The sequence below is a fragment of the Streptococcus mitis SK597 genome (genome assembly GCF_000148545.1).
GTDB lineage: Bacteria > Bacillota > Bacilli > Lactobacillales > Streptococcaceae > Streptococcus > Streptococcus mitis_C.
Genome location: NZ_AEDV01000065.1, coordinates 1 through 21897, shown reverse-complemented (window position 1 = coordinate 21897; position 21897 = coordinate 1). Strand labels below are relative to the sequence as shown.

16 protein-coding genes and 1 pseudogene are annotated in these 21897 nt (G+C 34.3%); all 17 read left to right on the top strand.

Features of this window, described 5'->3' with window-relative positions; translation table 11 throughout:
* The first annotated feature begins 47 nt into the window (after positions 1-47).
* Complete coding sequence (locus tag SMSK597_RS09185; RefSeq protein ID WP_004238212.1) at positions 48-1004, top strand: ACP S-malonyltransferase; 957 nt, start codon at positions 48-50, stop codon at positions 1002-1004.
* On the top strand, positions 992-5533 hold the full coding sequence (locus SMSK597_RS12545; RefSeq protein WP_004238210.1) for a beta-ketoacyl synthase N-terminal-like domain-containing protein: 4542 nt from the start codon (positions 992-994) through the stop codon (positions 5531-5533). The genes SMSK597_RS09185 and SMSK597_RS12545 overlap by 13 nt, the downstream gene beginning before the upstream one ends.
* Before the next feature lie 11 nt (positions 5534-5544).
* Positions 5545-6487, top strand: a pseudogene (locus tag SMSK597_RS09175) (ABC transporter ATP-binding protein).
* 14 nt (positions 6488-6501) lie between these two features.
* Entirely contained in the window at positions 6502-7242 is a 741-nt protein-coding gene (locus tag SMSK597_RS09170) for an ABC transporter permease (protein ID WP_004238208.1), read from the top strand.
* Between the two features lie 4 nt (positions 7243-7246).
* Positions 7247-8194: an ABC transporter permease gene (locus SMSK597_RS09165; protein WP_000668721.1), complete on the top strand. Its 948-nt coding sequence runs from the start codon at positions 7247-7249 to the stop codon at positions 8192-8194.
* 1107 nt (positions 8195-9301) lie between these two features.
* Complete coding sequence (locus tag SMSK597_RS09160) at positions 9302-9523, top strand: helix-turn-helix domain-containing protein (protein WP_000286250.1); 222 nt, start codon at positions 9302-9304, stop codon at positions 9521-9523.
* Positions 9524-9826: 303 nt separating this feature from the next.
* On the top strand, positions 9827-10060 hold the full coding sequence (locus SMSK597_RS0102720) for a hypothetical protein (RefSeq protein ID WP_001022845.1): 234 nt from the start codon (positions 9827-9829) through the stop codon (positions 10058-10060).
* 84 nt (positions 10061-10144) lie between these two features.
* Entirely contained in the window at positions 10145-11638 is a 1494-nt protein-coding gene (locus SMSK597_RS09155; RefSeq protein ID WP_000291917.1) for a tyrosine-type recombinase/integrase, read from the top strand.
* Between the two features lie 81 nt (positions 11639-11719).
* Entirely contained in the window at positions 11720-12571 is an 852-nt protein-coding gene (gene ylqF / locus SMSK597_RS09150) for a ribosome biogenesis GTPase YlqF (protein WP_000201302.1), read from the top strand.
* Entirely contained in the window at positions 12558-13331 is a 774-nt protein-coding gene (locus tag SMSK597_RS0102715; protein ID WP_000201115.1) for a ribonuclease HII, read from the top strand. Before ylqF ends, SMSK597_RS0102715 begins: the two co-directional genes overlap by 14 nt.
* 22 nt (positions 13332-13353) lie before the next feature.
* Complete coding sequence (locus tag SMSK597_RS09145) at positions 13354-14904, top strand: ClC family H(+)/Cl(-) exchange transporter (protein WP_004238207.1); 1551 nt, start codon at positions 13354-13356, stop codon at positions 14902-14904.
* A gap of 159 nt (positions 14905-15063) precedes the next feature.
* A complete protein-coding gene (gene pgdA, locus SMSK597_RS09140) occupies positions 15064-16455 on the top strand; it encodes a peptidoglycan-N-acetylglucosamine deacetylase PgdA (protein ID WP_050540818.1) in 1392 nt (463 codons plus the stop codon).
* Between the two features lie 76 nt (positions 16456-16531).
* Complete coding sequence (locus tag SMSK597_RS09135) at positions 16532-17374, top strand: aldo/keto reductase (RefSeq protein WP_000844584.1); 843 nt, start codon at positions 16532-16534, stop codon at positions 17372-17374.
* A 268-nt stretch (positions 17375-17642) separates the two neighbouring features.
* A complete protein-coding gene (locus SMSK597_RS0102705) occupies positions 17643-18014 on the top strand; it encodes a GFA family protein (protein ID WP_000912019.1) in 372 nt (123 codons plus the stop codon).
* 35 nt (positions 18015-18049) lie between these two features.
* Positions 18050-18967: a glycine--tRNA ligase subunit alpha gene (gene glyQ, locus SMSK597_RS09130; RefSeq protein WP_000038733.1), complete on the top strand. Its 918-nt coding sequence runs from the start codon at positions 18050-18052 to the stop codon at positions 18965-18967.
* Positions 18968-19178: 211 nt separating this feature from the next.
* Positions 19179-21215 carry a glycine--tRNA ligase subunit beta gene (gene glyS, locus SMSK597_RS09125; protein ID WP_000164741.1) on the top strand — a complete coding sequence of 679 codons (2037 nt, stop codon included), beginning with the start codon at positions 19179-19181 and terminating at the stop codon, positions 21213-21215.
* A gap of 41 nt (positions 21216-21256) precedes the next feature.
* Positions 21257-21514: a DUF896 family protein gene (locus SMSK597_RS09120; protein ID WP_000371284.1), complete on the top strand. Its 258-nt coding sequence runs from the start codon at positions 21257-21259 to the stop codon at positions 21512-21514.
* Positions 21515-21897: the final 383 nt, after the last annotated feature.

The following is a 21897-nucleotide window of genomic DNA, read 5'->3' as shown; positions in this document are numbered from 1 at the left end:
ATATATTTTTCCAAATATTTAAAAGAGATGTTCAAGATGAATTCTACATGTATGCAGGACATAGTTTAGGTGAAATCACAGCATTAGTATGTGCTGATGTTATTACATTTGACGAAGGGTTACTGTATGTTAATGAACGAGCTAAAGCAATGGAAGAGTGTACTACTGATAAGTTAGGTGGTATGACGGCTGTATTCCATAATGATCTTAATTTGCTAGAGAAGTTATCAAAACAATTTGAAGTTGATATTTCTAACTATAATTCAAAAAAACAAATTGTTTTTTCTGGAAATCTAGAAAATTTAAATAAATTGGAATTTGAGTTACAAGAAAAATCAATACCTTTTAAAAGATTAAAAGTTGCAGGTGCATTTCATAGTAATTTAATGAAAAAAGCAAGTGAAAAACTTGAAAAAATAAGAATAAACTATAATCCTGATAATATTGATAGGGTTTTTAGTAGTGCTTTAAGAAGATTTTATAATAAAGAAGATAATTTATCTTACATTCTTTCAAAGCAGATATTGATGCCTGTCCACTGGAATGAGGTTATTGCTCAAATGAAGGAAAATAATATTAAAAATATCATTGAATTTGGTACGCAGCCTGTCTTAAAGAATTTCTTTAATTCTAGTTACCCATACATTTTTGACATTGTTACTTCCTGTGAGGAAGATTATGAAAATATTTATTTAAAAAATTCATCAAACTTCTATTTAAAATTTTTAAAAAAAATTATATCTATTGCTGTTTGTAGTAAAAATAATTCTGATGATTTAAATGGTTTCGAGGAATATATAAACATATACCAGGATCTCTTGCAGAAATGTAATGATTTCATCTCGAATGATGGTTTAGTAGATATTTCAAGTTGTCAGTTATTCTATGATACACTTTTTTCTAAGTTACTTCCCTTAAAGTCTGTTCCGGAAAGTGAAATTATTAGTAGAAAGAATGAATTAAAGAAAAACTTTCATATTGGAGGTTTAAAATGGGAATTTTAGATGATATTGTTTTGGATAGTTATCAGAATACATCAGAAAAAAATAATAAGTATGCAATTATTGGAATTTCCGGCTTATTTCCTGAATCAGAATCTGTAGATGATTTTTTCAACAATTTATTGAGAGGAAAGGATTTTATTAGAGATTTTCCTGAACAAAGGAAGAATGAAGTAAAAAAATTTGGAAAAAAAATTTCAAAAAAAGACAAATCATATAGACATGCAGCTTATTTAAATGATATTAGTGGATTTGATAATGAGTTTTTTCAAATAAGTGATGCAGAATCAAGATTAATTGATCCCAAACAACGTTTGATATTAATGACGGCTTATAGAGCTTTTGAAGATGCAGGTATTTTGGATGAACTTTCAAATACTTCTACCGGCGTTTTTATTGGGAATAGTAATATGCTTAACTACAAATACTTTGATATCATAAAAACTATTCGACCAGATTTAGTAGATATTTCTGGTACAGGAAATATGGATTCAATGTTATCCAGTAGAATTTCATATTATTTCAATTTAAAAGGACCAAGTGTTGTGATAGATACAGCCTGTTCCTCTAGTTTGTTTGCGGTGGACCAGGCAATTAATTCTATTTCATGTGGCGAATGTGACCTTGCTTTGGTTGGTGGTGCACATATTCTCATATATCCTGAGAATGTTGATGTGAGTTTAGGGATTGAATCTAAGGATGAACGAACACGAACTTTTGACGATTCTGCAAATGGAACGGGTGTGGGAGAAGCTGTTGGAGCAGTAGTAATAAAAAGATTAAATGATGCAATTGAAGATAAAAATTATATTTATTGTGTAATAGATGGTGTGTTATCTAATCAAGATGGCGATTCAATAAGTATAACTGCCCCAGATAGACGCGCCCAAAGTGATCTTCAATTATCGCTTTGGGAGAAAAGTTCATTTAATCCAGAAAAAACTGTATACGTAGAAGCACATGGAACCGCAACTCATTTAGGTGATGATGTTGAAATCAAAGCTTTAACTGATTCATTTAGAAATTACACAGACAGGAAGCAGTTTTGTGGAATAGGGTCAGTAAAGACAAACATTGGTCATACAATAGATGCATCAGGTATATCTTCGTTAATTAAATGTATTAAAATAATTGAAAATAATATAATACCACCGTCAATAAATTTTTCTTATCCTAATAGAAATATAGATTATGAAAATTCTCCGTTTTATATTGTAGATAAAGCAAGAGAGATAGTTGAAGATGATTATAAAATATTAATTAACTCTTTTGGATTGAGTGGTACTAATACTCATATTATTTTAAGCCCATTTCCTAATCAAGAAAAAAAATCATTCAAACGTAGACCATTCCGTCTTAAAAATTTCTGGGTAGCTAGTAATGAAGGAACATTATTATCAGAAGATAGTACGGAAAACATTTTAATATCACTATTAGAACAAAAATTTGGATTTTTAGATATTAATTTAAATACAGAAATTGCAGATTTAGAATTAGATTCAATATTTATTACTAGAGTATATTCAGAAATTAATAAATTATTTCCTAATTCAATAGAAATTGCTGATTTTTATAGTTTAAAAACAATTGGAGAATTCGCCAAAAAAATTGAAGAAAAAAGCTTAATTCCTGATTATAAAAATGGAATTTCAAAACTTGTAAATTCTTCTACTATTAATGAAACTGGCGAAGATGAATATGCGATTATTGGTATAGATTTAAATATTGGAAAGAATCAAAATAAAGATGAATTTTATAATTCTTTACTAGCTGGGGAAAAATTCATTAGCAACCTTTCTCCTAAAAGGATTAAGATTGCTAATGAATTTGGAAACGTCTATAATTTCACAGACTTGAGTTTTAGGAAAGGAAATTATCTCCAAAATATAGATTTATTTGATTATAACTTCTTCAACATTCCTAGATCTGAAGCTATGCTGATGGATCCAAATTCAAGATTAATGTTAACTTCTGCATACAAAGCAATATTAGATGCTGGATATACAAAAGAGACAGTAGACAACAGAAAATGGGGGACTTTTATTTCATTTGGACAAGATTATCTTTTTAATTATGGTAGTTTAATTGCTTCATTGGATAACAAGAAAATTGGAAATTCTAACACAGGAAATATGGCAGCCATGATTTCTGGCAGAATTTCATATCTGCTGAATCTTAAAGGTCCAGCAATTACAGTTGATTCTTCATGCTCCTCTTCTTTATCTGCCGTTTCGCTAGCTGTTGATTCAATTAAAGAAAAAAAATGTGAGGCAGCGATAGTTGGTGGAGTTAAAATTAATTTTTGCCCGATAGACTCAAAAGAGAATGATATTGGTATTTTTGATAACTCAGAAAATTCCTCTGCATTTGATGATAAGGCAAATGGTACTTATATTGGGGAGGGCGTAGCGACAATTATAATAAAAAGTAAATCCAAAGCAATGCAGGATAATGATAGGATATATGCAACAATCTGTGGTATGGCAGTTAATCATGATGGAAAAACATCAGGTTTAACTGTTCCAAATCCTAATGCACAGGCTAATGTTATTCTGGATGCGTGGAAAAATATAGAGGTGGAAGATTCTGATGAATTATATATTGAGACTCATGGAACAGCTACTAAATTGGGCGATCCAATAGAAATATTTGGAATTAATCAGGCATTTAATTTTATGAGGGATAATAGCATTGGAATCGGATCTGTAAAAAATAATATAGGGCACTTATTTGAATTATCGGGTCTAGTAAGTATTATTAAGGCTGCGATGTCACTATATAATGGAAAAATTCCTAAAAATATAGGATTTATGTATCCAAATAGAAATATAAATTTCATGAATTCTAAAGTATATATTAACGACCTAAATAAAGACATAGCGGGTAAAGAAACTTATATCGGTGTTAGTTCTTTTGGTTTTTCGGGAACAAATGCTCATATGGTTTTAAAAAGGAGCCCGCCTAACAATAAACAATTTTCTAATTTCAAAGTTAAAAAATTGGATTTGACGGAAGAGAAGTGTTGGATATCTGATTATTTAAATCATACTACTGAGTCTAGTTCAAACAAAACAATTAAAGATCAACTAAAAGAAGTATTTATAGATATTTTCGGTAGTCAAAAAAATATTTCAGGAAATATCTACGAACTAGGTGGAGATTCTTTAACAGCTGTAGAAATTGCAGGACGATTGAATAAGATTTTCAATTTGAAGTTATCAGCAGCAGATATCTTAAGAAACAACTCAATTGATAGTTTGTCAAATTTTTTATCAAACAATAATTTATATGAGAACGATCAAGAAATAGTAAAATCAGAAGTGAAGAATAGATATCTTGCAACACCACAGCAAATTAGAATGTATAAAATGTCAAAAAGTCATTTGGAAACAGGTTTAAATGTAAATATTTGTTTGCATTTAAAAGGTATGATAGATATTGAAAAACTAAATGCTGCATTCAATAAAATTATTGAGAAAAACGAAGCTTTCAGAACAAAATTTATAGAGGAAGCCGGACAAATTTTTCAAGTTATAGATCCATTTATGCAAAAAAACATTGAGGTCGAATATGCTTCAGTTGAAGAATGGGAAACAATAAAAGATAATTTCATTAAGGTGTTTGATTTAAAAAATGGTTCTCTTTTTAGAATCAAGCTATTACAAAGTAGCCCCAATAATTCGATTTTGTTATTTGATGCACACCATATTATTTTTGATTTTCAATCAATGAAAGTATTTTTAAGTCAATTAATAACGTTATACAACAATCAAGAAGTTCTAGTTCCTTCTATTGATTATACAGATTATTCAGAATGGTATAATCAACAGATTAAATTAAATCATAAATTTAAATTACAAGAATGGGTAAATGAATTGAAGGAAGCACCTATAAATCTAGAGGTTGTGCCAGCTAATATAAAAAGCAATACAATAAGTTCAATCAGGTTTACTATAGATTCAACATTACTAGAAAATTTAGAAAGATACTCTGCAAAACAAAACGTTAGTCTGTTTTCGGTGTTACTAGCTACTTATCTTAAAACTAATAGTGTAATTGAGAAAAACGATAAACAAGTTGTTGGTATACCGGTGTCTGGCCGAGATTTTGGTAATGTTAAAAATATAATTGGTCTTTTTAGAAATTCTCTTCCCATTTATATGGACTTATCTAAAGTTAAAAATGCTAGCGAATTAATTTTAGAAACACAATCTAAAATTTTATCTGCTATGGAAAAACAAGAAATACAGACATATGAAATAGAAGAGGCGATGGAAAAAAATAATTTATTTAATAATTATTTTATTTACCAAGATTCAATTAGTTCTGATAATTTTAAAATAGATGGATTAGAGATTCAAACTGAATTGATAAGAAAACAAGGTATGTTTAATATTAAATGGGAATTTGTGAAAATTGATGGATGCTTACAAGGCATAATCGAATATAGAAATGAATTGTTCACTGAATTAGAAATAACACATTTAAAAAAATATTTCCTTGAAACAATCAAAAGAAATATTATAGAATGAAGGAAGAAAAAATGGAAAATCTTTTAGAAGTTAAAAAACTGTCAAAAACGTATAAAAACGGAAGAAAAGCATTAGATAATTTAAATTTTCATGTTACAAAAGGTGAAATTCTTGGTTTCTTAGGACCAAATGGTGCAGGGAAAAGTACGACAATAAATATTTTATCTACTTTATTACAATCTGATGAAGGCGAAATAATATTTTTTAATGATGAAAATTTGTCCATCAAGGATGTAAAAAAACAACTCGGAATTGTTCCTCAAGAATTGGCTATTTATGAAGATATCACAGCCGCACAGAATGTTAAATTCTTTGCTTCTTTATACGGAGTCAAAAAAAGCGAAATTAATGAAAAAGTTGAAAATGCATTAAAAAAAGTTAGGACTTGAAGACAGGAAAGATGACAAACCATCAACTTTTTCTGGTGGTATGAAAAGACGTCTGAATATTGCATGTGCAATAGCACATAACCCTAAATTGATTATTTTTGATGAGCCAACAGTAGGCATTGATCCACAATCTAGGAATCATATTCTAGATTCAATTAAGCAGTTGAGGGATGAGGGAGCTACTATCATTTACACAACTCACTATATGGAAGAGGTGCAACAAATTTGTGACCGTGTCATTATCATGGATGGTGGAGCGGTACTTTTGAATGGTTCTCTTGATGATATTTTAGAATATTATAGCAATTCTAATTATCAAGTTAGAGTAGATAAACAGGTATCTCCTGCAGTGTTAGATGAAATTCGTGAATTAACAAATGTAGAAAGTTTGAAACAAAAAGATGAATTTGAAATAATCTTTAGTATGTGTGGGGAGTCTATGACAATTAATAGTGTACTAGAGGTTTTAATTAAGTTTAATCTAAATATCACCAGTATTACAATGGTAAAGAGAAATTTAGAAGATGTTTTCTTACTATTAACTGGGAAAAATTTAAGAGATTAGTTGGGGGGATTGGAATGATAACTATGATGAAACAAGATGTGATGAATCTTTTAAAGAATAAGCCAATCATGATGTATCTGCTAATTTATCCAATTGTCCTGATTTTAACAACAGGGTTTGTATTTGGTTCGATTTTTAGTGACGATGTTTTAACATCATATGATTATTACGGTGTTACTATGATGATTTATTTGTCCATGGCAACAGTAATTATATTGCCAGAATTATTATTTGGGAGTAATGTGAAGTATGCAAATTACAGGATTGTATATTCTCCGATTCCACGTTACAAGATTTATTTGTCAAAATTAATAGTTGCTATTTCTATTTCATATCTGATCCTAGCTTTTTATATGCTTATCTTTAATAGTACAGGGGTGGTAAACTATGGTAAATCTAATATTGCCTATAGTTTGTTGCTTGACTTAGCCTTAGTAATTTTTTCTATCACATTTGGAGGTGCTTTCTGTGTATTGTTAAAAAGTGAAGATATTGTAACAAAAATTTTAAATCTAGTTATTAATGTTTTAGCAATTTTATCTGGTTTATTTTTCCCAATGTATATCTTTGGGGAAAAAATTGCTAATTTATCTGCCTTATCCCCAATTTCAAAAGTGATGTCAACTTTTTTTAGTATCATTTACGATAAAAATTATAGTTCATATTTTAATACATTATCAATTTTGTTACTATGTTCAGTACTATTTGTAATTATCATTCACTTTAAGTATCGACCTGAAAATTTTGGAGAGTGAAAAAATGAAATTTATTATTTTAAGAAATAACTTACAACGTTTTTGGAAAGAAAAAACATATGCTATTATATCTTTTCTACTTGTTTTTATAACCATCGCAGCAACATCGTTTGTTGTAACAATGGAAAGTCAAAAAGTAAAGATTGGTGTAACAAAAAATGCAATTGAACTATTAGAGATGAATAATAACAACATTTCTATCAAAGAAGTAGAAAAAGATATGAACTATTATGTTAATCTAATATCAGGCGAATATGATGCATATATCAATAAAGAGGATGGAAAATATAAAGTAACTACAGTCAGAAACTCAACTTTAGGTATGAAATTAAGTCAGTATTTAAATGAAGGAAAATCATTAACTGCTTCTAGCAATAATAATTATTATAAAATTATTATTACTGTTATGGCTATGAGCTCTATGATACTCTCGTTAATACTATACAGATATTATTTTGATGATAGAAATGGACTGGATAAACGAATCTATCTAAGTGGAGTTTCCAATTTTTCTTATGTTCTACAACAGGTAGTGTTTAATTTTTTGATTTTATTTACTACTAATTTATTAAGTAGTTTAATTTTACTTCCTTTATTTGATCTTAATATTTCATGGAAGTTAGTCCTATATATTCTCTTAATTGAGCTATTTTCAGCAAACTTTGGAATATTTTTATCTACTTTGACTAAAAAAAATCAAGGAGCGCTTATAATCGGAACAATGGTATCTGTTATAACTATGCTTCTTTCAGGTGCATTGTTTTCTGTAAAAAAAGATTCCATTCAAGATAAGATACATTATATCTTTCCTCAGTACTATTTTTCGAATTTAGGAAAAAGTATTGATGGTAATTTAACTAATTTATCTTATTCGATTACAGTAATTGTAGGTTACATACTTTTGTTCTTCCTGATTGCAAATTACTTACAAAATCAAAAAGTAGGTGAATGATACATTTTAAATCGATTATCATAATGATTCTTTAGAATTTATCGTTTAAAAGAAGGAACTATGGAAACATCCTCGCAAATATATTATTCCAATGATGACTTATCTATTTTTCTTTATTTTACTAATGCCAAAGAAATTCTAAAGCCCATTTGTAGAATCAAGTGTAACATAGTTTTAATCCTTTCAAGCTGTTTGAGTCAACTCAAGCAGCTTTTTCGATGACTTATACCCATGAATTCTTCTAGATTTCCTTTGAATATTTTTGTGCAAGCCTCTATAAATTTTTATTTCAATTCTTTGGGTAAATTTGCTTTTGAAACGAACTCACGTAAAGGACTGATGAAGTTCTCATTGAATATCTTACCATAGAATGAATAGGCATGGGAAAAATAACTTTTTAATACCTCTATTTAATTGAATAAAGAAAACTCGATTTCATTTTCAGTAGTAATGATTTAATTGAATACCGTTTCTTGCGTTATAACACGTCTTGATTGACATATTCTATCTTCTTCTCTAAGCTAGCATAGCGAGTTTGTCACTCTACTAAGGTCAGAATAGAAGGTTCACCGACAATCTTCTAAGCAATAATAGAGTCTAGTTCACAATCTCAGTAACATGTACAATTATTATTTCTTCTACACATATCATAAATTTTACTTTCCTAGTTGTTTTTTATTAAGTAAAGATTTGGTAGCTATATTAAAAGGTAGTACAACTCTGGGTAATTCGATAAACTTTCCTTAGACGTGCAGTCTAAGCAGATTTTTATCCTTTATTTAAATAAACCTAGAATTTATTATTGTTCAACTTCAGAGAAGTACTTGTATAATTGATTAGTGAATGGATTCCTAACATTTTATAGTGCTTTTAAGACACTAATTTATCAGATAAACACGTCTTTTGTGTTTCGCTTTATTTTACAGTAAGACTAATTTTTAAATGTCAGTAATTTTAAATAGTTGATAAAATTTTTGCTCTCAGACGGTTAATAGATATGCTTATGAGAAGTGTTTAATAAATTAATTTTAGTTCAAAATGTCCAATTTGGACACTTTGAATGATTTCTTAGTTTTATATATTATACTTTTCTCAGGAGAAAGCTAGATGTACAGACGTTTGAGAGATTTGAGGGAAGATCACGATTTGACCCAAAAACAAATAGCTAAAATACTTTCGTTTACAAACTCAGCTTATGCTAAAATTGAACGGGGTGAACATGCCTTAACGGAAGATGTATTGGTAACTCTCTCAAACTTTTACGATGTCAGTACAGACTACCTATTGGGATTGACAGATTTTCCTGATAAAATTCGCTTTAGAAAATAATCTCCTTAATTTCATAGAGTGTGAAAATGAGGAGATTTTTTTATTTGTTCTTTGACAATTGAATAGTCCAAAATGGTACTTTCCTCATTTGTGGAGCAGATTTGAATGGCTCGCCATGATAAGAGCGATTTTCAAACCATCAATAAAATAGAGCGATACTTTATATGCCATGATACAAATGATATACAATGATACTTCTGACCGTTCAGGCTGCCACCGTAAAAGAGCAGTAAGTGAAATTCTTATGATGACTTCATCAGTCATGCCATGGAGGTAAAAATATTTTTTAGGAAGGATGATGTCATGAATATAAAATATATATCTGTCGAAAATTCCATTGCAGAATGGGCCGATAAAAAAGGAATTCTAAAAAGATGGGATGGTTTAAATCAATATACATTGAACAGATGGATTAAAGAAATGCGAGAAAACAGAACATTTTCCATGTATGTAATTAACCCAACCCATAAACTTGTTTTCATTAATCTAGAAGGATTTGAAAGTTTCTTAAGATGGAAGCAAAAGCGGACAAAATAAGGAAGTCATGGTATAATATAGGGTAGTTATTTATTCTATACAACAATGATTTATTTCTTTTTAAGAGTTAAGAGGAATTAAATTATGTATTATGTAACTAAAACAAATTCAAAAGGGCAACCCTTATATCAAGTGGTTGAAAAGTACAAAGATCCACTAACAGGAAAGTGGAAATCAGTAACTGTAAGTTATACTAAGAATACTAGTAGGGCGAGGAAACAAGCTGATAAAATAGATAGACTAACTACTTCATTTGAAAGTCAGTTTAGCCCTGAACTGATTACAACATTTGGAGAGTTAAAAGAAAATTGGTTTCAGACTTGGTGTGTCTCTGTTAAACCACAAACAATTCAGAGAGAACTACTGGTTATGAAGCGTCTTGGGAAAATTATAGGAGATGATTTTTTGTTAGACAGGATTACTCCACTTCTGATGAAAAATAGTCTCAATAAATATTTAGAAATATATGATGCATCGCCTTCAACAATGACTCATATAAAAAGTACTTGTAATAAGATTTTTAATCATGGTGTGTTATATAATGTCATTAAGTTTTCTCCAATGACTGCGGTAAAACTAGATATTTCATTAGAGAAAAGGCGTAAAGCAAAAGAAAGACATGATTCTAAATTTCTAGAAATCCATGAATTACATGCATTTTTTGATGTGTTACGCCAATGCAGAAATGCAAACTATTATGATCTTGCTATAGTATTATTGCTTACAGGTATTCGAATTAGTGAAGTAGTATTTCTACCATCAGATATTGATTTTAAAAAAGGAATCTTGCATATTGATAAGGCACTTCAATATCACTGTTTAAAAGTTGAACAATTTCATTTTGATACAACTAAAACACTCAATTCAATTAGAGAAGTAGCTTTGCCTGAAGCTACAAGCGAAGCTATTAAAAGGACAATACAGAGAAATAAAGAGTTTGATGCTTATATGGAGAAACATCCCTGTCCTGCTTTTACACATTCTGAAAGTGTATTTAGAACAGAATACGGCTCTCCAATAACATCAAGCACTTTTCGTCAAATTTTGAAACGAATAGAAGGAAAATTATTGACAAATTGTTTAAGCGACTATGGTTTTAAGTGGGTAAAACATGTTACTCCCCATTCGTTTAGGCATATGCATATTAGTTACCTTCAAAGTAATGAGATGCACATAGCAGTAAAAGATATTATGACTAGAGTAGGACATGCTAACTTTGAGACAACAATGGGCTATACACATAATATAAATCGTTCACAAGAAAATACGGTAAAAGCCTTAAATCAATTTGTAGAAAATCACAATTTCCATTTTGAAGAATTGAAAAGTTATACCTGTAAATATTCCAGAATGATTGAAAAATTCATTGAAACTAGTGATAATAGCAATAAAGTAGAATTAAGTGTTGATGAGTTCAAAGACTTGTTACATCTTAATCCACATTACTCACCTAAAAATATTGTTTCAAATTTACTATTAAAAATCAAAAAAGATATTGTCAAATACCATCCACAGTTTGATATAAAGATTGTGAAATCAAGTGAGAATCAAATCAGAGGTTTTTCCATTGCATGGTAGTTTTGGTGTTCGCTTGGTGTTTAGACAATAGTAAAATAAAATAGGGGCTCTAAACCCTTGCTACGAAAGGAAAAAAACTCAATGGCTACTATTCAATGGTTTCCTGGTCACATGTCTAAAGCGCGTCGACAGGTTCAGGAAAATTTAAAATTTGTTGATTTTGTAACGATTTTGGTGGATGCACGCTTACCTCTATCTAGTCAAAATCCTATGTTGACCAAAATTGTTGGTGACAAACCAAAACTCTTGATTTTAAACAAGGCAGACTTGGCTGATCCAGCAATGACCAAAGAATGGCGTCAGTATTTTGAATCACAAGGAATCCAGACGCTAGCTATCAACTCCAAAGAGCAAGTAACTGTAAAAGTTGTAACCGATGCTGCTAAGAAACTCATGGCTGATAAGATTGCTCACCAGAAAGAACGTGGGATCAAGATTGAAACCTTGCGTACCATGATTATCGGGATTCCAAATGCTGGTAAATCCACTCTCATGAACCGTTTGGCTGGTAAAAAAATTGCCGTTGTCGGCAATAAACCAGGTGTGACCAAGGGACAACAGTGGCTCAAAACAAATAAAGACTTGGAAATCTTGGATACGCCGGGGATTCTCTGGCCTAAGTTTGAAGATGAAACTGTTGCGCTTAAGTTGGCCTTGACTGGAGCTATCAAAGACCAGTTGCTCCCTATGGATGAGGTAACTATTTTTGGCCTCAATTATTTCAAAGAACATTATCCAGAAAAGTTGGCTGAACGCTTCAAACAAATGAAAATTGAGGAAGAAGCGCCTGTGATTATTATGGACATGACCCGCGCCCTCGGTTTCCGTGACGACTATGACCGTTTTTACAGTCTCTTCGTGAAGGAAGTCCGTGATGGCAAACTCGGTAACTATACCTTAGATACATTGGAAGACCTCGATGGCGACGATTAAAGAAATCAAAGAACTCCTTGTGACGATCAAGGATTTAGAAAGCCCTATTTTTTTAGAGCTTGAAAAGGATAATCGCTCTGGAGTTCAAAAAGAAATCAGCAAGCGTAAAAAAGCTATTCAGGCAGAATTGGATGAGGATCTTCGTTTGGAAGCCATGCTTTCCTACGAAAAAGAACTTTACAAGCAAGAATTGACCTTGATAGCAGGTGTTGACGAGGTTGGACGTGGTCCTCTGGCTGGGCCTGTAGTCGCTGCAGCTGTTATTTTACCTAAAAATTGTAAGATTAAAGGCCTCAATGACAGCAAGAAAATTCCTAAAAAGAAACATCTGGAGATTTTTCAAGCCGTTCAAGACCAAGCCTTGTCGATTGGAATTGGTATCATGGATAATCAGGTCATCGACCAAGTCAATATCTATGAAGCAACCAAACTAGCCATGCAGGAAGCTATCTCCCAGCTCAGTCCTCAACCTGAGCACCTCCTGATAGATGCCATGAAACTGGAATTGCCCATTTCACAAACCTCCATTATCAAAGGAGATGCCAACTCCCTCTCTATCGCAGCGGCTTCTATAGTAGCCAAGGTGACCCGTGATGAATTGATGAAGGAATACGATCAGCGGTTTCCTGGCTATGATTTTGCTACTAATGCAGGATATGGAACAGCTAAACACCTGGAAGGCCTCATAAAACTAGGAGTTACCCCAATTCACCGAACCAGCTTTGAACCCGTTAAATCGCTGGTTTCAGGAGAAAAATAAAGTTAAGTTAGAAGGAATGATTATGGAGGAACAGTCAGAAACACTCAGTTCCAAGAAAGAATTTGCCTTTGCCTCAAGCACCATATTATCCCAAGTTGGACGAGGAATCATCGTCGGTCTTGTCGTTGGGATCATCGTCGGATCCTTTCGTTTCTTAATTGAAAAAGGCTTCCACTTGATACAAGGACTTTATCAAGATCAAGCGAACCTAGTGCGCAATCTTTTTATCATTGGTCTATTTTATTTAATAGTTTGTTGGCTCAGTGCGAAATTAACTCGGTCAGAAAAAGATATCAAAGGCTCAGGAATTCCGCAAGTCGAAGCCGAACTGAAAGGCCTCATGACCCTCAAGTGGTGGGGCGTACTTTGGAAAAAATATGTTCTAGGAATTTTGGCAATTGCCAGTGGACTCATGCTGGGGCGTGAGGGACCAAGCATTCAACTCGGAGCGGTTGGTGGTAAAGGAATTGCCAAGTGGCTTAAATCCAGTCCAGTAGAGGAACGATCCTTGATTGCGAGTGGAGCTGCAGCAGGATTAGCCGCTGCCTTTAATGCTCCCATTGCAGGACTTCTCTTTGTGGTAGAAGAAGTCTATCACCATTTTTCACGCTTTTTCTGGGTCTCAACTCTAGCAGCCAGTCTCGTAGCAAACTTTGTCTCTTTGCTCATATTTGGCCTAACACCCGTACTGGATATGCCAGACAATATCCCACTCATGACCCTAGATCAGTATTGGATTTACCTCCTCATGGGAATTTTTCTAGGACTTTCTGGTTTTCTCTATGAAAAAGCTGTACTCAATGTTGGTCGAGTTTATGACTGGCTTGGTGAAAAAATCTGTTTGGATAGAGCGTATTATCCAATTCTTGCCTTTATTCTCATCATACCAGTCGGAATCTTCTTACCCCAAATCCTTGGTGGTGGAAATCAGCTTGTTCTTTCCCTAACTGAGCAAGATTATAGTTTCCAAGTTCTATTAGTTTACTTTTTGATCCGCTTTATCTGGAGCATGATTAGCTATGGAAGTGGCCTTCCAGGTGGAATTTTTCTACCAATTTTGGCGCTTGGCTCCTTACTTGGTGCCCTAGTTGGTGTTATTTGTGTCAATCTTGGTCTTGTCAGTCAAGAGCAATTCCCTATATTTGTCATTCTGGGAATGAGTGGCTATTTTGGAGCAATATCCAAGGCTCCCTTAACTGCTATGATTCTGGTAACCGAAATGGTAGGAGATATTCGCAATCTCATGCCACTCGGACTTGTGACCCTAGTTGCCTACATCATTATGGATCTACTCAAAGGTGCGCCAGTCTATGAGGCTATGTTGGAAAAAATGCTACCTGAAGAAGCGACAGATGAAGGAGAAGTCACTCTCATTGAAATCCCAGTTTCAGATAAAATAGCAGGAAAACAAGTACACGAACTCAACTTGCCACATAACGTACTCATCACTACTCAAGTCCATAATGGCAAGAGCCAAACAGTTAACGGCTCAACCAGAATGTATCTGGGGGATATGATTCACCTAGTTATTCCAAAAAGTGAAATTGGGAAAGTCAAAGATTTGTTGCTGTAGAGTTTGTTTACATAATTTATATTATGCAAACAACTGGCTTGATTTATTTAGAAAACCGATTCTCAGCAATGGAATCGGTTATTTTTTAAGGCTCTTTTTTAATATACTATTTCCTCCAAAATCATTGAAATTATAGCTTGAATTTGATATGATGGTCTTATGGATAAAAGTAGAGCAAAGCGTGAGAATCACGATAAGATAAGAATGAGTCTAATAGCCCTAGTAGCTATCTTCTCAGTAAGTATTTGTGTCCTTGGTTCAATAATTGGATACAAAATATACACAAAACAAAGTTTTGAGCAAAAGATTGAATCGCTCAAAAAAGAGAAAGATGATCAATTGAGTGAGGGAAATCAGAAGGATCATTTTCGTAAGGGACAAGCCGAAGTGATTGCCTATTATCCTCTCCAAGGGGAACAAGTGATTTCGTCTGTACAAGAAATTATGATACAGGATATTAAAGACAATCTAGAGGACAAGGAAAATCTGGTTTTTTATTATACGGAGAAACAGGATTCGACTTTAAAAGGGATTGTCAACCGAAGTGTGATGAAACAAGTCTATGATTTAACTTCTTCAAAAGTTGAAGAGACTGAAAAAACTAGTCTAGCGAAAGTGCATTTGACAGAAGACGGTAAACCTTTTACCCTTGATCAACTATTTTCAGATGCTAGTAAGGCTAAAGAGAAGTTGTTAAAAGAACTGACTTCTTTCTTACAGGATAAGAAATTAGAACAAGAAAAGATTGATCAGATTGTTAAAGGATTCTCTGACCAAGACTTGTCTGCATGGAATTTTGATTATAAGGATAGTCAGATTATTCTTTATCCAAGTCAGTCAGTTGAAAATCTAGACGAGATTGCCTTGCCAGTATCTAGTTTTTTTGAACTTATTCAGTCCTCTTATTTATTAGATAAGGATGCAGAGCTATATAAGGCTTATTATGAAAAGAAAAATCGTAAAGTAGTGGCCTTGACTTTTGATGATGGACCAAATCCTGCGACGACAAATCAAGCATTAGATACTCTTTCTAAGTATGGTATCAAGGCAACTTTCTTTGTTTTAGGTAAGAATGTTTCTGGCAATGAAGAGATTTTGAAACGCATGAAAGCAGATGGCCATGTCATTGGAAACCATAGTTGGAGCCATCCAGTTCTCTCAAAACTTTCGCTTGATGAAGCCAAAAAACAAATTACTGATACGGAGGATGCGCTAACTAAGGTGCTGGGTTCTAGTTCAAAACTCATGCGTCCGCCTTATGGAGCCATTACAGATGACATTCGCAATAGCTTAGATTTGAGCTTTATTATGTGGGATGTAGATAGTCTGGACTGGAAGAGTAAAAATGAAGCATCTATTTTGACAGAAATTCAGCGTGAAGTCAAGAATGGTTCTATTATTCTCATGCATGATATCCATGCTGAGACGGTAAATGCTCTACCGAAGGTTATTGACTACTTGAAAGGGCAAGGTTATGACTTTGTAACAATTCCAGATTTGTTAGATACTCGTCTTAAACCTCACCAGCTCTACTATAACCGTGACCAATAATACACAAAATCTAAAGAGATAAGTTTTCTTTGAGAATTTGTTTCTTTGGATTTTCTTCACATAGAAAGGAAAAATAATGAAATCTTATACTTTAAATAATAGCGTTCCAATTCCAGTTCTAGGATTTGGAACATGGAAATCTGAAAATGGAGAGATTGCCTATCAAGCTGTCCTAGAGGCTTTAAAGGCAGGTTATCGCCATATCGATACGGCAGCTATCTATAAAAATGAAGAAAGCGTTGGTCGTGCTATTCAAGATAGTGGAGTACCGCGTGAGGAAATTTTTGTAACCAGTAAATTGTGGAATACAAATCACAACTATGAGCAAGCTCGTCAGGCTTTTGAAGAGTCTTTAGAGAAGCTGGGTTTGGAATATTTGGATTTGTATTTGATTCATTGGCCAAATCCAAAACCACTCAGAGAAAGTAACCACTGGAAAATCCGAAATTCAGAAGTTTGGAGAGCGATGGAGGATCTTTACCTAGAAGGCAAAATCCGTGCTATCGGTGTTAGTAATTTTCTTCCTCATCATTTGAATGCCTTGCTTGAAACAGCAAAAATTCTTCCAGCGGTCAATCAAGTTCGTTTGGCTCCAGGTGTGTATCAAGAGGAAGTCGTAGATTACTGTCGAGAAAAAGGAATCTTATTGGAAGCTTGGGGCCCTTTTGGTCAGGGAGAACTGTTTGATAGCAAGCAAGTGCAAGAAATCGCGGTAAATCACGGAAAATCGGTTGCTCAGATAGCCTTGGCCTGGAGCTTGGCAGAAGGATTTTTACCGCTTCCGAAATCTGTCACAGCGTCTCGTATTCAGGCTAATCTTGATTGCTTTGGAATTGAATTGAGTCATGAGGAGAGAGAAACTTTAAAAACAATTGCTGTTCAGTCTGGTGCTCCACGAGTTGATGATATGGATTTCTAGAAAATCATAAAAAGAATTGTACATTGTTCTAATTTTTGCTATAATAGTTAGCAGGAAAGAAAGTCTTATGGCGTTCTTCAAGCGAGCTTGGGATAGTGGGAGCCAAGTAGGGCAAAATAAAGAACTGGCGCTTTCTGTAGTATTTTTAAAAACAATGAAGTAATAAATTAGGGTGGAACCGCGTTTCTGACGCCCCTAGTCGCAAGGCTTGGGTGTTGAAATTCGGTTCTTTTTGAATTCGTCTAATGCCTAAGTAGAAAGGAGCATAATGCTTAAAGGATCTTGTTTATGTAAAGCAGTGACCTACACTCTAGATGAGGAATTATCGGAATTAGTTTTTTGTTATTGCTCATTTTGTCGGAAAGCAACTGCATCTGCCTATACAGTGAATGCTAAAGTTAGCAGTAAAAAGCTAGTATTGCATGGAAAAGAAAAGCTTGTTTCCTATAGTTCTTCTCCAGGGAAACAACGCTATTACTGCCAGAACTGTCATAGTCAAATTTTCACTGCTCAAGAAAATATACCAGAAGTCTGTGCTTTGAAATTAGGTACAATAGATGAATGCGATCAGAATTTACAAACTGTTCCTAAACGTCATATTTTTCAGGCCCCAGCCTTTTCTTGGTTGCTTGATAAATAAATCTAAGAAGATAATATAAATTAAAGGAGAAAATAATGTCTAAAAAATTGACTTTCCAGGAAATCATCCTTACTTTGCAACAATTTTGGAATGACCAAGGTTGTATGCTTATGCAGGCTTATGATAATGAAAAAGGTGCGGGAACAATGAGTCCTTATACTTTCCTTCGTGCTATCGGACCTGAACCATGGAATGCGGCTTATGTAGAACCATCACGTCGTCCTGCTGACGGTCGTTACGGGGAAAACCCTAACCGTCTTTACCAACACCACCAATTCCAAGTGGTCATGAAGCCATCTCCATCAAATATCCAAGAACTTTACCTTGAGTCTTTGGAAAAATTGGGAATCAATCCTTTAGAACATGATATTCGTTTCGTTGAGGACAACTGGGAAAACCCATCAACTGGATCTGCAGGTCTCGGTTGGGAAGTTTGGCTTGATGGGATGGAAATTACTCAGTTCACTTATTTCCAACAAGTTGGTGGATTGGCAACTGGTCCTGTGACTGCGGAAGTTACCTATGGTTTGGAACGTTTGGCTTCTTACATCCAAGAAGTAGATTCTGTCTATGATATTGAGTGGGCCGATGGTGTAAAATACGGAGAAATCTTTATCCAGCCTGAGTACGAGCATTCAAAATATTCATTTGAAATTTCGGATCAAGAAATGTTGCTTGAAAACTTTGATAAGTTTGAAAAAGAGGCTGGTCGTGCCTTGGAAGAAGGCTTGGTGCACCCTGCCTATGACTATGTTCTCAAATGTTCACATACCTTTAACCTGCTTGATGCGCGTGGTGCCGTATCTGTAACAGAGCGCGCAGGCTATATCGCTCGTATTCGTAACCTAGCCCGTGTCGTAGCCAAAACCTTTGTCGCAGAACGCAAACGCCTAGGTTACCCACTTTTAGATGAAGCAACACGAGCTAAACTCCTAGCAGAAGACGCAGAATAAAGAGAGTGACAAATTACGAAAATGGGCGAACAGAGTGAGCCCTGAGCCAGTTGCCGCAGTGATGAAGGTATCCTTAGTGAAGCTAAGGATACTAGGCAAAATTGGAGACTTTTGGCTCCAATTTTAGCAATGAAACAACGAAGTTGGTTGCTTGCGTGCCAATCACATAAGGCAAACTGGAAAATAAAAAGATATTTTTCGGAGAAAAAACATGACAAAAAACTTATTAGTAGAACTCGGTCTTGAAGAATTACCAGCCTATGTTGTCACACCAAGTGAAAAACAACTAGGCGAAAAAATGGCAGCCTTCCTCAAGGAGAACCGTCTGTCTTTTGAAGCTATTCAGACCTTCTCAACACCACGTCGTTTGGCTGTTCGTGTAACTGGTCTTGCAGACAAACAGTCTGATTTGACAGAAGATTTTAAGGGGCCAGCAAAGAAAATTGCCTTGGATAGTGATGGGAACTTCACCAAAGCAGCTCAAGGATTCGTCCGTGGGAAAGGCTTGACTGTTGAAGATATCGAATTCCGTGAAATCAAGGGTGAAGAATATGTCTATGTCACTAAGGAAGAAATTGGTCAAGCAGTTGAAGCAATTGTACCTGGTGTTGTAGATGTCTTGAAGTCATTGACTTTCCCTGTCAGCATGCACTGGGCTGGAAATAGTTTTGAATACATTCGTCCTGTTCACACTTTAACAGTTCTTTTAGATGAAGAAGAATTTGATTTGGATTTCCTTGATATCAAGGGAGGTCGTGTGAGCCGTGGCCATCGTTTCTTGGGACAAGAAACCAAGATTCAGTCAGCATTGAGCTATGAAGAAGACCTTCGTAAGCAGTTTGTAATCGCAGATCCACGTGAACGTGAGCAAATGATTGTTGACCAAATCAAAGCAATAGAAGCTGAACATGGTGTACATATCGAAATTGATGCGGATTTGCTGAACGAAGTCTTGAATCTGGTTGAATACCCAACTGCCTTTATGGGAAGTTTTGATGCTAAATATCTTGAAGTTCCAGAAGAAGTCTTGGTGACTTCGATGAAGGAACACCAACGTTACTTTGTTGTTCGCGATCAAGACGGTAAACTCTTGCCAAACTTCATTTCTGTTCGTAACGGAAACGCAGAGTATTTGGAAAATGTTATCAAAGGAAATGAAAAAGTCTTGGTAGCCCGCTTGGAAGACGGAGAATTCTTCTGGCGTGAAGACCAAAAATTGGTCATTTCAGATCTTGTTGAAAAATTAAACAATGTTACCTTCCATGAGAAGATTGGTTCCCTTCGTGAACACATGATTCGTACGGGTCAAATTGCTGTGCTTTTAGCTGAAAAAGCTGACTTGTCCGTGGATGAAACAGTTGACCTAGCCCGCGCGGCAGCCATTTACAAGTTTGACTTGTTGACAGGTATGGTTGGCGAATTTGACGAGCTCCAAGGAATTATGGGTGAGAAATATGCCCTTCTTGCTGGGGAAACTCCAGCAGTGGCAACTGCTATTCGTGAACACTACATGCCTACATCAGCTGAAGGAGAACTTCCAGAGACCAAGGTGGGAGCCATTCTAGCAATTGCAGACAAATTGGATACGATTTTGAGTTTCTTCTCAGTAGGTTTGATTCCATCAGGTTCTAATGACCCTTATGCCCTTCGTCGCGCGACCCAAGGTGTGGTTCGTATCTTAGATGCCTTTGGTTGGCACATTGCTATGGATGAGCTGATTGATAGCCTTTATGCTCTAACATTTGACAGCTTGACTTATGAAAATAAGGCAGAGGTTATGGACTTTATCAAGGCTCGTGTTGATAAGATGATGGGATCCACTCCAAAAGATATTAAGGAAGCAGTACTTGCAGGTTCGAACTTTGTTGTGGCGGATATGTTGGAAGCAGCAAGTGCTCTCGTAGAAGCAAGCAAGGAAGAAGACTTCAAACCATCTGTTGAATCACTTTCTCGTGCCTTTAACTTAGCTGAGAAGGCAGAAGAGGTTGCTACAGTTGATCCTGCTCTCTTTGAGAATGAAGAAGAGAAAACCTTGGCAGAAGCAGTAGAATCACTCGTTTTGTCAGGGACTGCCAGTCAGCAATTGAAACAACTCTTTGCTCTTAGCCCAGTCATTGATGCATTCTTTGAGAATACCATGGTTATGGCTGAAAGTGAAGCAGTCCGTCAAAATCGTTTGGCAATCTTGTCTCATTTAACTCAAAAAGCATCTAAACTTGCTCGTTTTAACCAAATTAACACTAAATAAAATTTGATAAACAGACTTTATCTTATCATAAAGGAGAAGAAATGGATCCGAAAAAAATTGCTCGTATCAACGAGCTTGCTAAAAAGAAAAAAGCAGAAGGATTGACACCAGAAGAAAAAGTGGAACAAGCCAAACTACGTGAGGAGTACATCGAAGGTTATCGTCGTACTGTTCGCCACCACATCGAAGGAATTAAAATTGTGGACGAAGAAGGAAACGATGTTACACCAGAGAAACTACGTCAAGTCCAACGTGAAAAAGGATTACATGGCCGTAGTCTCGATGATCCAAATTCATAATAAGTATTCTTTCTTTTAACAAAGATAGATGAAATAATACCAAAAGACTATCATACATAAATGGGCTGCACCTCAAAAGTTAGAGCTAGAAAATCTAACTTTTGAGGTGTTTTATAGTAGATTGAATCTATAACAGTACGCCTAGAGTGCTAAAATATTACTAGAAATTAATTTGACTTTCCTAATCTATTTGTTCAAATCTTATTTCAATCTACTATACTTAAGCACAAGTAGGGCTTAATGAAGCCACAATTAAGAAATGTATTCAAGATGAGAGAAATTATCCAGTGGATGATTTCTTCACGAGTATGAAAATTTGAGAACGAGTAAAACATGATATAGCACTAGATAAATGAATATGAGGATCCCTTTAGGGATAGTGA